Consider the following 12,976-nt stretch of genomic DNA (forward strand, 5'->3'; position numbering starts at 1 on the left):
GCCAGCTCCTATCTGTCCAACACGGCGCGGATGGTTTCCATCGCGGTCACCAGCCGTCGCGACACTTCCTTGTTGGCGTCTTCCAGCCGTTCGGCGCGCGCTTCGGAATTGTCGAGTTCCTGCGCCAACCGCGAGCGGTCGGCATTCATCCGCTGTACTTCGGCCTCGGCTTCCGAATAGTCGCGTTCATGCTCGAGCTTGGCCGCGACGGCGTTTTCCAGCCCTTCGATGGCCTTGCTCAGCCTGGCGATCACTTCCTTGAGCGTGGTTTCCCCGGTCATGGCTTCGTCCTGTGCCCTGCCCATCACCGAATCGTTCGCGTTCAGAACGCGTTATCCCGGAAACATTAGGCACCGGGTGAAGGCAACGTCAATAAAGCTCTCGCGACTGTCCCCCGCTAACGCTAAAGTAGGTCCACCGCCGACATCACAAGACCGGCAAATCTGCACCCGATTTGTTGACTAAAAGCCCGCGCCTGCTATGTGTCGCGCACCCTTTTCAAGGGCTCTCCCAAGCCCCCAAACCCCCACCCTGGAGGTACCATGACGTCGCGTGAACAACATGACCGGATGGCCAATGCGATCCGTTTTCTCTCCATGGATGCCGTCGAGAAGGCGAATTCAGGCCATCCCGGCCTGCCCATGGGCTGCGCCGACATTGCCACGGTGCTGTTCACCCGCTTCCTGAAATACGATCCCAAGGCCCCGCATTGGGCCGACCGTGACCGCTTCATCCTGTCGGCGGGCCATGGTTCGATGCTGCTCTATTCGTTGCTGCACCTGACCGGCTACGAAGACATGACCATCGACCAGATCAAGCACTTCCGCCAGTTGGGCTCGAAAACCGCCGGCCATCCCGAATATGGCCACGCCACCGGCATCGAGACCACGACCGGCCCGCTCGGCCAGGGCCTCGCCAATTCGGTCGGCTTCGCGCTCGGCGAGCGCATCATGAACGCCGCCTTCGGCAACGACCTTGTCGACCACTACACCTATGTGCTGGCCGGCGACGGCTGCCTGATGGAAGGTGTTTCCCAGGAAGCCATCGCCCTTGCCGGTCACCTCAAGCTCAACAAGCTGATTGTCTTCTGGGACAACAACAACATCTCGATCGACGGTCCGGTGTCGCTCGCCGACAACACCGACCAAGTCGCGCGTTTCCAGGCCTCCGGCTGGAACGCCAGCCACATCGACGGCACCGATCCGGAAGCGATCGCCTATGCCATCGAGGCCGCCCGCCATTCCGACAAGCCGACGATGATCGCCTGCAAGACGACCATCGGCTTCGGTGCCCCGACCAAGGCCGGCACCAACAAGGCGCATGGCTCGCCGCTCGGCCCAGACGAGATCGCTGGCGCGCGCAAGTTCTTCAACTGGGACTCGCCGCCCTTCGAGATCCCGGCTGACATTCTCGACGCCTGGCGCACCGCCGGCAACGCCGGCGTCAAGGCGCGCACGGACTGGGAAGGCCGCCTGGCCAAGGCCGATCCGAAGCTGAAGGCCGAGTTCGAGCGCCGCGCCAGTGGCAAGCTGCCGGCGAATTTCGACGCTGTCATCGCCGACTACAAGAAGAAGCTTTCAGCCGACAAGCCGAAGGTCGCGACCCGCAAATCGTCGGAAATGGCGCTGGAAGTCATCAATGGCGCGGTGCCGGAAACCATCGGCGGCTCGGCCGACCTGACCGGCTCCAACAACACCAAGACCAGCCAGACCAAGAACATCACGCCGGACGATTACGGCCAGCGTTATGTCCATTACGGCATCCGCGAACACGGCATGGCTGCCGCGATCAACGGCCTGACGCTGCATGGCGGCCTTATCGCCTATGGCGGCACCTTCCTGTGCTTCTCCGACTATGCCCGCCCCTCGATGCGGCTTGCCTCGCTGATGGGCATCCGCTCGATCTTCGTCATGACCCATGATTCCATCGGTCTTGGCGAAGACGGGCCGACCCACCAGCCGGTCGAGCACATGGCCGCCCTGCGCGCCATTCCCAACCACAATGTGTTCCGTCCGGCCGACGCGGTGGAAACCGCCGAATGCTGGCAGATCGCGCTCGAATCCGAAAAGACGCCGTCGACCCTGGCGCTGACCCGCCAGAACCTGCCGACGGTGCGCACCGAGTTCACCGAAAAGAACCTGAGCAGCCAAGGGGCCTATGAGCTCGCCGCCGCCAGCGGCGAGGCCGCCGTGACGATCTTCGCCACCGGTTCCGAGGTCGAGATCGCGCTTGGCGCACGCGACCTTCTGGAAAAACATGGCCATCCGACCCGTGTCGTCTCGGTGCCTTGCTTCGAACTGTTCGACAAGCAGACCGACGCCTATCGCAAGAAGACGATCGGCGACGCACCGATCAAGATGGCGATCGAGGCCGGCATCCGCCAGGGCTGGGATCATCTCATCGGCTCGGACGGCATCTTCATCGGCATGACCGGCTTCGGTGCGAGCGGTACGATCGAACAGCTTTATCCGCATTTCGGCATCACCGCCGAGGCGGCCGCCAAGGCGGCGGAAGCCCGCCTGCACGGCAGATGAGGCCCCGGCATGTCGCCCAAAAGTGTGTCGCGGTCTTGAGATAACGACATGCACGAAACAAAATACCCGGCGAGATCGCGTGAAAAGCGGTTTCGCCAGGCTGGCCCAACCTAATCGATTTAGATCCAGCCCGATGCGGCTGGATTCTTTGCCCGTCCGCCGCTATGAAGCTGCGGACCAATCGTCTGCCCTCCAGCTCCCCGGGAGAGAAAAATGACTGTCAGAGTTGCCATCAACGGATTTGGCCGCATCGGCCGCAACATCCTGCGCGCCATCCATGAGTCCGGCCGCAAGGATATCAATGTCGTCGCCGTCAACGATCTCGGTCCGGTCGAGACCAACGCTCACCTGCTGCGCTTTGACAGCGTGCACGGCCGCTTTCCGCATGAAGTGTCGGTCGACGGCGACCAGATCAGCGTCGGCAAGGAGAAGTTCAAGGTCACCGCGATCAAGGATCCGACGCAGTTGCCGTGGAAGGAACTCGGCATCGACATTGCGCTCGAATGCACCGGCATCTTCACCGCCCGCGACAAGGCCGCCGCGCACCTGACCGCCGGCGCCAAGCGCGTGCTGGTGTCGGCGCCCGCCGACGGCGCTGACTTGACCGTCGTCTACGGCATCAACCACGACAAGCTGACCAAGGACCACATCGTCATCTCGAATGCGTCCTGCACCACCAACTGCCTGGCGCCGCTGGCGGCCGTCTTGCATGAGACCGTCGGCATCGAAAAGGGAATGATGACGACGATCCATTCCTACACGGGCGACCAGCCGACGCTGGACACCATGCACAAGGATCTCTACCGCGCCCGCGCCGCGGCGCTGTCGCAGATCCCGACCTCGACCGGCGCCGCCAAGGCGATCGGCCTCGTCCTGCCCGACCTTAAGGGCAAGCTCGACGGCATCTCGATCCGCGTGCCGACGCCGAACGTCTCGGTCGTCGACTTCAAGTTCATCGCCAAGCGATCGACGACGGTGCAGGAAATCAACGAGGCGGTCATCGCCGCCTCCAACGGCAAGCTGAAGGGCATCCTCGGCGTCACCCATCACCCGAACGTGTCGATCGACTTCAACCACGATCCGCGCTCCTCGATCATGGCGCTCGACCAGACCAAGGTGATGGACGGCAACTTCGTTTCGGTGCTGTCCTGGTACGACAATGAATGGGGCTTTTCCAACCGCATGGGCGACACCGCGGTCGCTTTCGGCAAGACCATCGCCTGATCGAAGGTCGATCTTCCCGACATTCGAAACGCCCGGCCTCGTCCGGGCGTTTTCATTTGCCGGAGCAGCAACGCGAAAATCGGCGGCGCCGGGCAAAAAACCACCCTCCCGCCTTGCACTGGTCACGCCTTCGCCCCACTCTGCCGTGAAGCCAGGAGGCAGAGGAATTCGAGGGGCAAATCACGGATGGAGCATGCGATCTATCTCGTTACGCTGGTCGGCACGGCGCTTGTTGTCGCCGCGGCGTTTTCGAGCCTGATCGCCTTTCGCTTCGGCGCCCCGCTCCTGCTCCTGTTTCTGTGTATCGGGCTCGCCACCGGAACCGACGGGCTCGGTATCCAGTTCGACAATGCCCGCATCGCTTATTTTGCCGGCTCACTGGCGCTGGCCGTCATCCTGTTCGATTCCGGTTTCGGCACGCCACTCAACGCCCTGCGGCAGGCGGCAGGACCAGCCCTGTCGCTGGCGACCTTCGGCGTCCTTCTCACCACTGGCCTGTTCGGCGCCGCCGCCTACTACCTGCTCGACCTCAGCTGGCTGGAATCCTTCCTCCTCGGCGCAGCCGTCGCCTCGACCGACGCGGCGGCGGTGTTCTTCCTGCTGCGCGCCGGCGAGATCAATCTGCGCGAGCGCGTGCGCTCCACGCTCGAGGTGGAATCGGGCACCAATGATCCGATCGCCATCTTCCTGACCATCACGCTGGTCGAGATCATCGCCGCCCACGCCAACCCCGAAGCCAATGTCCTGGTCACCAATCTGATCCTCGGCTTCCTCATCAACATGGGCCTTGGCGCGATCGTCGGCGTGCTCGGCGGCCTCGCCATCGTGCGCCTGGTCGATCGGCTCAACCTCGACCATGGCCTGCTGCCGATTTTCGTGCTGACGCTGTCCTTGATGGTCTTTGCCGCCGCCGGAGCCATCGGCGGCTCCGGCTTCCTGGCGGTCTATATCGCCGGGCTCATCGCCGGCAATTCCGACATCCGCGCTGTCACCATCCTCAAGCGCTTCCAGGATGGCATGTCGTGGCTGGCGCAGATCATCATGTTCCTCATCCTCGGCCTGTTCGCGACGCCCTCGCAGTTCCCGGCGATCATGGTGCCTGCGATAGCGCTTGGCCTGTTCCTGATGTTCGTCGCCCGTCCTGTCGCGGTCTGGCTCTGCCTGGTCCCGTTCCGCCTGCCGCGTCCCGAAGTCGCCTTCGTCTCCTGGGTCGGCCTGCGCGGCGCCGTGTCCATCCTGCTCGCCATCACACCGCTGCTCGGCGGTCTGGAAAACGGCCGCACCATCTTCAACGCCGCCTTCATCATCGTTCTGGTGTCCCTGGTCATACAGGGCTGGACCGTCGGCCCGCTGGCGCGGCGCCTCGGCCTGATCGTGCCGGCCCGGCTCGGACCGCTGGACAAGGTCGAACTGGAACTGCCCGGCTCCGCGCATCACGAACTCCTTGCCTATCGTGTGGCGCCGGGCAGTCCGGTGGCGCGCGGCGAACGCATCCCGCGCTGGGCGCGGCCCTCGCTGGTGCTGCGTGACGGCCGCTCGATGCGTTTCCAGGACATGGGCCGGCTCGCCGCCGGCGATCAAGTCTACATCTTCGTGCCCGATCGCTATCCCCGCCTGCTCGACAAGCTGTTCGCCAGCCGCGCCGTCGTCGATCCGGAGGATGCCGATTTCTTCGGCGCCTTCGCCGTCGATCCGGCGCGATCCGCCGCCGAACTGGAAGCCGCCTATGCGCCCGGTCTCAGCGAGGCCGAGCAGAAACAGACCGTCGGTGCGCTGGTCACGGCGCGGCTCGGCGGCCATGCCGAATATGCCGACCGCGTGCTGCTTGGTCCGATCGAGCTGATTGTGCGCGACGTCGACGACAAGGGCAAAATCACCGGGCTCGGCCTGTCCTTCGAGCCGACCGCGCCGGTGGCGCGCGTGCCTGTCTTCCTGAGCGCCGGCGAGATCGGCGACCGTCTCGCCGCCTTTATCCGCAGCTGGCGCAAGCCGGCTGAGGCGCGGGGGGCAACACAGGCGGATGACGCCCCTGAGCCCCCGGTCGAGAAAGCGTCGGCCGAAAGCTGACGCGGGCGACCGTTTGCCCGCTGACATAGGCCGGGCGGTCTTCACGGACTATGTCCCCGTCCGCCTCAAAATTTCGCACCCGGCCCCAGCCAAAGCCTTGCATCGTCATTGATGCGAGGTATGGTCCCGGCGATTTCAGACGAAAGGGAACCGGCATGGCTGCCTTCAAGACACTGGACGATATCGGCAACATCAGCGGCAAGCGCGTGCTGGTGCGCGTCGACCTCAACGTTCCCGTCGCTGAGGGCAAGGTCACCGACGCCACCCGCATCGAACGCATCGCGCCGACCATCGCCGAATTGTCCGGCAAGGGCGCCAAGGTCATCCTGCTCGCCCATTTCGGTCGGCCCAAGGATGGTCCCTCGCCCGAATTCTCGCTGGAGCCGATCGCCAGGGCGACGGCTGAGGTGCTCGGCCGTCCCGTTGGATTCGCCTCCGACTGCATCGGCGACACGGCAGGCAGCGCTGTCGCCGCCATGGACAAGGGCGACGTGCTGCTCCTGGAAAACACTCGCTTCTACAAGGCCGAAGAGAAGAACGATCCCGCTTTTACCGAACGGCTCGCCGCCAATGGCGACATCTTCGTCAACGATGCCTTTTCCGCCGCCCACCGCGCCCATTCGTCGACTGAAGGGCTGGCGCACCTCTTGCCCTCCTTCGCCGGCCGCACCATGCAGGCCGAACTCGAGGCGCTGGAGAAGGGCCTGGGCAACCCGGTCCGTCCGGTCGTTGCCATCGTCGGCGGCGCCAAGGTCTCGACGAAGATCGACCTGTTGATGAACCTGGTGAAGAAGGTTGATGCGCTGGTCATCGGCGGCGGCATGGCCAACACCTTCCTCGCCGCGCGCGGCACCGATGTCGGCAAGTCGCTGTGCGAGCACGACCTGGCTCCGACCGCCAAGCAGATCATGATCGAAGCGGCGGAGGCCGGCTGCGCCATCATCCTGCCGGTCGACGGCGTCGTCGCCAAGGAATTCAGGGCGGGTGCGGCCTGCGAGACCATCGCCATCTCCGACGTGCCGGCCGATGGCATGATCCTCGATGTCGGCGCCAGGACCGTGACGACGATCGGCGAGTGGATCGACCGCGCCGCGACGCTGGTCTGGAACGGACCGCTCGGCGCCTTCGAGATCGAGCCGTTCGATCACGCCACGGTGGCCGCGGCCAAGCATGCCGCGGCGCGCACAAAGGCCGGCAAGCTGGTTTCGGTCGCCGGCGGCGGCGATACCGTGGCTGCATTGAATCACGCCGGTGTCGCCGACGACTTCACCTATGTCTCGACCGCCGGCGGCGCCTTCCTGGAATGGATGGAAGGCAAGCCATTGCCCGGCGTGGACGTGCTGAAGCGCTGAGGGCACCACGGCTCACCGGCAATTCGATCAACTCGAAGGGAGCTGGCGGCAGCGCCGGCCACTTTCGCTCGATTCGAGCTTTCCGGCGTCATTCCTTTGGCGGTAGTGTCCTGCTGGCCGATACCAACCGGTTAGGAGAAGCATGATGAGCGAACGTCTCGAAGACATTGCCGCCGCGATTGTGGCCAACGGCAAGGGCCTGCTGGCCGCCGATGAAAGCTCCGGCACGATCAAGAAGCGCTTCGACGTCATCGGCGTCGAATCTACCCCCGACAGCCGCCGCGACTACCGCGAGATGATGTTCCGCGCCAAGGACGCGATGGCCAAATACATTTCCGGCGTCATCCTCTATGACGAGACCATTAGCCAGAAGGCCGCCGACGGCACGCCGCTGGTCGACATCATCAAGGCGGCGGGCGCAATTCCAGGCATCAAGGTCGATGCCGGCGCCAAGCCGCTGGCCGGCTTTCCCGGCGACACCATTACCGAAGGCCTCGACGGCTTGCGCGAGCGGCTTGCCGACTATTACAAGCTCGGCGCCCGCTTCGCCAAATGGCGCGCGGTGATCGACATCGACACCGGCAAGGGCGTGCCTTCGGTCAATTCGATCAACTCGAACACCCATGCGCTTGCCCGCTATGCCGCACTTTGCCAGGAGGCCGGCATCGTGCCGATCGTCGAGCCCGAAGTGCTGATGGACGGCGCTCACGACATCGACACTTGTTTTGAGGTCTCCAAGGCGACGCTGATAAAACTCTATGACGAGCTCCACGCTGCCGGTGTTGTCCTCGAAGGCACGATCCTGAAGCCCAACATGGTGCTTTCTGGCAAGAAGTCGGGCACGGTGGACAGTCCTGAGCAAGTCGCGGAGAAGACGATAAAGCTGTTCCGCGAGACGGTGCCGGCCGCGGTGCCGGGCATTGCCTTCCTCTCCGGCGGTCAGGAGGACGAGGAGGCGACCGCCAACCTCAATGCCATCAACGCCATCGGCCCGCATCCGTGGAAGCTGACCTTCTCCTATGGCCGCGCGCTGCAGGCCGCCCCGCAGAAGGCATGGAGCGGCAAGGCCTCGAACATCGCCGCCGGCCAGGCCGCCTTCACCCACCGCGCCCACATGAACCACCTGGCGGCACTTGGGAAATGGAAGGCGAGCCTGGAACAGACTGCCTGAAGCCCCTGCTATCCCTCCCTTCGAACCCGGGCCGACATGCCCGGGTTTTTTGTTTTGGCGCACCGGCCTTGGGTCAAGGCATTCGAATTCTTATTTTCTCTGGGCATCCCTGACAGCGGCGATGTCGGGGCGAGCCCATCCCGTACGTCCTTGGGGTGCAGACAGGGAGAAGTTCATGCATCGCAACAAGGTCGTTTCGCGCGAAGAATGGTTCGAGGCTCATAAGGCACATCTGGCCCGCGAGAAGGAACTGACGCGGCTTCGCGAGCGCGTCGCGGCCGAGCGGCGCGAACTCCCCTGGTTGAAAATTCGCAAGGACTACGTCTTCGAGACCGAAAGGGGGCCGAAGAAACTTGCCGATCTGTTTGGCGCCAACAGCCAGCTGATCGTCTACCATTTCATGTTCGGGCCGGGCTGCGTGAACCATTGCGAAGGCTGCTCCTTTCTTGCCGATCATATCGACGGTGCCAACCAGCACCTCATGCACCACGACGTATCGCTGGTCGTGATCTCGCGCGCGCCGCTGGACGAGCTTGTAGCCTACAAGCAGCGCATGGGCTGGAAGTTCGACTGGGTGTCGTCCTATGCGTCTGATTTCAACTTCGATATGCAGGTTTCCTTCACCGACAGGCAGATCGCGGCTGGCGACACCACATACAATTTCGAGACCCGAGCCCGGACATCGAAGGAGCTTCCGGGCGCCAGCGTTTTCTACAGGGACGAGAACGGCGACATTTTCCTGACCTTCGTTTCGCGTGCCCGCGGCGGCGAACAACTGATCGGCGCCTACCACTATCTGGACCTGACGCCGAAGGGCCGGGGTGAGACCGGCCTCTACCGCAATCTGATGGATTGGGTGCGGCTGCATGACGAATATGCAGGCGAGCCGCAAGCTGAGCACGATTGCCACGATGGCTGACCAGCAAAAGTGCGGAGCGCCTTCGGAATTGCGTAAAACAAAGGGGTAGAGCGTTCGAGGCGATCCTGTTTTCGCCGGAAATGCTCGTTCACCTCTCTCGCGACATGCGTTAGATGCTGGTCGCAAACCAGTTCAATGGACCAGCGATGCGACGCTTTCCGACCTTCCTCACCTGGCTCGCCTTCCCGATCTATGTCTGGCAGGGCTTGGGTGTCCGCCGCCGCACCTCGCGCATGCTGCCGGCGCGGGGACCGGTCATGCACGAGATCTCGGGCCAGGCTCCGGCGATCTCGCTGTTGGTGCTGGGCGATTCCTCCGCCGCCTCGGTCGGCATCGGCAATTCCGAAAACGGGCTTGCCGCGCAGCTTGCCGTCATGATTGCACAGCGCACCGGCGGCGCTGTGCGCTGGCGTGCCGCCGGCTTCAATTCGGCGACATCTGGTCAGATCCGCGACCATGTCCTGCCCAATCTGTCGGCTGATCCGTGGACGCATATCGTGCTCGCCATCGGCACCAACGACACCAAGAATTTTCATTCCGTGCCGCGCTTCAAGAAGGAGTTCGGCGGCCTCCTCTACGCGCTGCGCGCCAAATGGCCGGAGGCGCGCGTGGTATGGTCGCCGGTGCTGGAGTTCACGCGTGCACCGGCCATGCCATCGCTGCTCGGCAAGATCCTCGAGATCCGCGCCACCGCGATGAACCGGATGGGCGAGCGCCTCTGCCTGGAGCGCGGCGCGGTGCCGGCGCCGCGCCTGCCGATCACCAACCCCGAGGCCGGTTTTGCTTCCGACGGGTTTCATGCCTCGGAGGCCGGCTACCGGGCCTGGGCGGAACATCTCGTCGGCCCAGTGCTTGCCGGCTGAAGAGCGACCGCAGCTGTCGCCAGGCCTTATGTCAGGTGCCCGAGCACGGCCGCCAGTGAGATCGCCGCGATGGCGAGCAATGCCAATTTCCAGAAATCGCCGCGGCGCCTGAGCCCCGGCCAGCCGAGCGGCTTGATGAGCTGGATGACCATGAACCCGACGATGACAAGGGCGAGGAGTTTCGTCATGCTGCCTTTGACCAGCAACGCTTGCGCCTGTCAAAGCGGTTCGTTCGGTCTCCGGGAAAGAAAAGGCGCCGCGAACCCGAAGCGGAACGCGACGCACGCCTTGACCGCGCAGCAATCTACTTCAGCGGCTTGAGGCCAGCCTCGATCGATGCGCGTTTTGCCTCCAGGAACGGGGGCAGGGCAAGGCTTTCGCCCAGCGTCTCCAGCGGCTCGTCGGCTGTGAACCCTGGCCCGTCGGTGGCAATCTCGAACAGGATGCCGTTCGGCTCACGGAAATAGAGCGAGCGGAAGTAGTAGCGCTCGACCTCGCCGCTTGACGGCAGCCGGAATTCGGCCAGGCGCGCCGTCCACTGATGCAGCGTCTCCTCGTCCGGCGCCCTGAAGGCGACATGGTGAACCGCACCGGCGCCTTGCCTCGCGGGTGCCAGCCCGGGCTGCACGGCCACATGAAGCTCCGCCGCCGGCCCGCCCGCGCCCATTTCGAAGACGTGGACCTGGCCCTCGCCGTCAGGCGAGGCATAGTCGCGGACCTTGCGCATGTTCATCACCCCGGCCAGCACCGCCTCGGTGTTGGTGATGTCGGGAACACTGATAACGATCGGCCCCAGTCCGCGGATCTGATGCTCGGCCGGCACCGGGCTTTGCGCCCAGGGATGGCTGCCGCCCTTGCCGCCATCGCTGACGAGCCGCAGGCGCTGGCCTTCGGGGTCCTCGAAATCCAGTGACTTGTAGCCGCCGATATCGGCAATCTCTCCTGTCACGATGCCCTCGCTGGCAAGGTGCTGCTTCCACCAGCCAAGGCTCTCCTGGCTGCCGACCCTGAGGCTGGTCCGCGCGATGCTGTGTGTGCCGCGCCGTTCGCGGCCGATCGGCCAGTCGAAGAAGGTGAGGTCGGTACCCGGCGTTGCCTCGCCGTCGGCATAAAAGAGGTGGTAGGCCGAGGTATCGTCCTGGTTCACTGTCTTCTTGACCAGCCGCAGCCCCAGCACCTTCGTGTAGAAGTGAAAATTGCCGGGCGCATTGGCGGTGATGGCGGTCAGGTGGTGAATTCCTGTCAGTTGCAAGCTCATGGTGGTCTCCCTGTTTTTGGGGAAGAATTTTCTCCTTTCATATCAGAACTCCGGTCACTTCGCTGAAGGCCGCCTATCCCGACAGTCCGTCGCCAAGCTATGAACAATACTGCCTCGATTAGCCCTGCCTTAGTGAACAATCCGCGCTCGCGTGACCCGTCACGACAAGAACGGAACAGTCGCCACACGACCTGCCATCCTCCTGACAGACTGCTGTCAGGAGGGGTGTGCGATAGTGTCTCCGGTTAGAGAGAGGAGATTGGTCATGAACGGTTTTACCATTCTGCGCGGCATGCAGCATTATGTCGGCAAGATCCGCACGATGCGCAACGAGATCCGGACCCAGCGGTTCATGAACGCGCTGCCCGCAGACATTCGCAAGGATATCGGCTGGCCTGACATGTATGCCGAGCGTCGCCATCACGGCAATTGAGACGAAATTTTCAACGCAGCGGTTGGATGCTCACGCGTCAGCACCCAGATATCAAGTCCGGCGCGCGAGGGATGGAGCGAGCTCATGCCCGATCAGAAGACAATCGGCTTTCTGTTCATCGAAGGTTTTGCCGACTGTGAATATGGGCTGCTGGCGGCCTCGGCGGTCGAATGGTTCGGCGCTCGCGCCGTGTCGCTGACGCCCGACGGCAAGCCGGTGACCGGAATCAGCGGTTTTAAGCTGATGCCAGACCGCTCGGCCAGCATCAATGAGAATACCGATCTCGATGCCGTGGCGGTCATCGGTTCCGACCACTGGGCGGACAAGGCGCCGCCGGATGCTGCCGAACTGCTGATGGCTGTCGCATCGCGCGGCGGTATCGTTGGTGGCATCTGTGCGGGAACGCTGGCGCTGGCCCGAGCCGGCATGTTCGAGAACGCGAGGCATACCAGCAATGGCCGTGACTGGATTAGCCGTCACGAGTCCGGCTATGCCGGCGATGGCAATTATCAGGATGTGCCACATGCCGTGGCCGACGGCAAAATCGTGTCCGCGCCAGGTTCGGCGCCCGGCACTTTCGCCCTTGCCTTCCTGCAGACGCTCTACCCGGAAAAAGGCAGCGAACTCGCGCGGATGCGGACGCTGTTCGCCAAGGAGTATGCTGAAGCCTCCTGACAGCATGCTGTCAGGAGGTGCGTGCGATGGTGGGACAATGCGCATGGCCGGCCAAGGACGATCGATGAAACACTGGAACGACAGGCTGAACGCGCCTGGCATCAACGGCGTGAAGCCAACGCCGCGCACGGTAGGGGACGTTATCGAAGGCCAGCCCATGCTGGTGCCGACCGCGCGCCAGGTCGACGATTTCATCCGCTCCATCCCCGAAGGCGTCGATATGGACGTTCGCGCGCTGCGCACGGCCCTTGCCATCGAGCATGGCGCCGAAGTGACATGCCCGGTCACCATGGGCTATCATCCGCGTACGGTCGCCGAGGCTGCCAAGGAGGATCTCGAGCGCGGCATGACGCTCAGCGACGTCGCTCCCTTCTGGCGCGTTCTCGATGCGAAGACGCCGACAACGAGGAAACTGTCCTTCGGCGCGGAATTCGTCGCCGCGCAGCGCAAGCGCGAAGGGCTGAAGCCGTAATGCATGTC

The 12,976-nt window shown here is 63.7% G+C and carries 13 protein-coding genes; 10 read left to right on the plus strand and 3 right to left on the minus strand.

Going from position 1 to position 12,976, the window contains the following annotated elements; genetic code table 11:
* Positions 1–8: 8 nt before the first annotated feature.
* Positions 9–281, minus strand: coding sequence for a DUF4164 domain-containing protein (locus LB557_RS12975; protein ID WP_015315371.1), 273 nt, complete (start codon positions 279–281; stop codon positions 9–11).
* Positions 282–542: 261 nt separating this feature from the next.
* Here LB557_RS12975 and tkt point away from each other — a divergent pair, with 261 nt between their 5' ends.
* The 7 genes from tkt (at position 543) to LB557_RS13010 (ending at position 10,130) form a co-directional block, all read left to right on the plus strand.
* Positions 543–2,534: a transketolase gene (gene tkt, locus LB557_RS12980; protein ID WP_224642742.1), complete on the plus strand. Its 1,992-nt coding sequence runs from the start codon at positions 543–545 to the stop codon at positions 2,532–2,534.
* Positions 2,535–2,747: 213 nt separating this feature from the next.
* On the plus strand, positions 2,748–3,758 hold the full coding sequence (gene gap / locus LB557_RS12985) for a type I glyceraldehyde-3-phosphate dehydrogenase (protein ID WP_140822474.1): 1,011 nt from the start codon (positions 2,748–2,750) through the stop codon (positions 3,756–3,758).
* A gap of 186 nt (positions 3,759–3,944) precedes the next feature.
* Positions 3,945–5,825, plus strand: a complete 1,881-nt coding sequence (locus LB557_RS12990) for a potassium/proton antiporter (protein WP_140720087.1) — start codon at positions 3,945–3,947, stop codon at positions 5,823–5,825.
* Between the two features lie 155 nt (positions 5,826–5,980).
* Positions 5,981–7,177, plus strand: a complete 1,197-nt coding sequence (locus LB557_RS12995; RefSeq protein ID WP_224642741.1) for a phosphoglycerate kinase — start codon at positions 5,981–5,983, stop codon at positions 7,175–7,177.
* A 145-nt stretch (positions 7,178–7,322) separates the two neighbouring features.
* Entirely contained in the window at positions 7,323–8,348 is a 1,026-nt protein-coding gene (locus LB557_RS13000; RefSeq protein ID WP_224642740.1) for a class I fructose-bisphosphate aldolase, read from the plus strand.
* Between the two features lie 175 nt (positions 8,349–8,523).
* Positions 8,524–9,267, plus strand: coding sequence for a DUF899 domain-containing protein (locus LB557_RS13005; protein ID WP_224642739.1), 744 nt, complete (start codon positions 8,524–8,526; stop codon positions 9,265–9,267).
* A gap of 146 nt (positions 9,268–9,413) precedes the next feature.
* Complete coding sequence (locus LB557_RS13010) at positions 9,414–10,130, plus strand: SGNH/GDSL hydrolase family protein (protein WP_015315364.1); 717 nt, start codon at positions 9,414–9,416, stop codon at positions 10,128–10,130.
* Between the two features lie 26 nt (positions 10,131–10,156).
* Here the strand turns inward: LB557_RS13010 and LB557_RS13015 are convergent, their stop codons facing one another.
* Together LB557_RS13015 and LB557_RS13020 are read right to left on the minus strand one after the other, a co-directional pair.
* A complete protein-coding gene (locus LB557_RS13015) occupies positions 10,157–10,318 on the minus strand; it encodes a hypothetical protein (RefSeq protein ID WP_224642731.1) in 162 nt (53 codons plus the stop codon).
* A 116-nt stretch (positions 10,319–10,434) separates the two neighbouring features.
* Complete coding sequence (locus tag LB557_RS13020; RefSeq protein WP_224642729.1) at positions 10,435–11,388, minus strand: ring-cleaving dioxygenase; 954 nt, start codon at positions 11,386–11,388, stop codon at positions 10,435–10,437.
* A gap of 265 nt (positions 11,389–11,653) precedes the next feature.
* On the opposite strand from LB557_RS13020, the gene LB557_RS13025 reads away from it, so the two are divergent.
* The 3 genes from LB557_RS13025 (at position 11,654) to LB557_RS13035 (ending at position 12,968) form a co-directional block, all read left to right on the plus strand.
* Positions 11,654–11,821 (plus strand): hypothetical protein, encoded by a 168-nt coding sequence (locus LB557_RS13025; protein WP_015315361.1) that lies wholly within the window; start codon positions 11,654–11,656, stop codon positions 11,819–11,821.
* Positions 11,822–11,905: 84 nt separating this feature from the next.
* On the plus strand, positions 11,906–12,496 hold the full coding sequence (locus tag LB557_RS13030) for a DJ-1/PfpI family protein (protein WP_224642727.1): 591 nt from the start codon (positions 11,906–11,908) through the stop codon (positions 12,494–12,496).
* Positions 12,497–12,560: 64 nt separating this feature from the next.
* Entirely contained in the window at positions 12,561–12,968 is a 408-nt protein-coding gene (locus LB557_RS13035; protein ID WP_015315359.1) for a hypothetical protein, read from the plus strand.
* Positions 12,969–12,976 lie beyond the last annotated feature (8 nt).

The sequence above is a fragment of the Mesorhizobium sp. BR115XR7A genome (assembly GCF_020165315.1).
Classification (GTDB): Bacteria; Pseudomonadota; Alphaproteobacteria; order Rhizobiales; family Rhizobiaceae; genus Mesorhizobium; species Mesorhizobium australicum.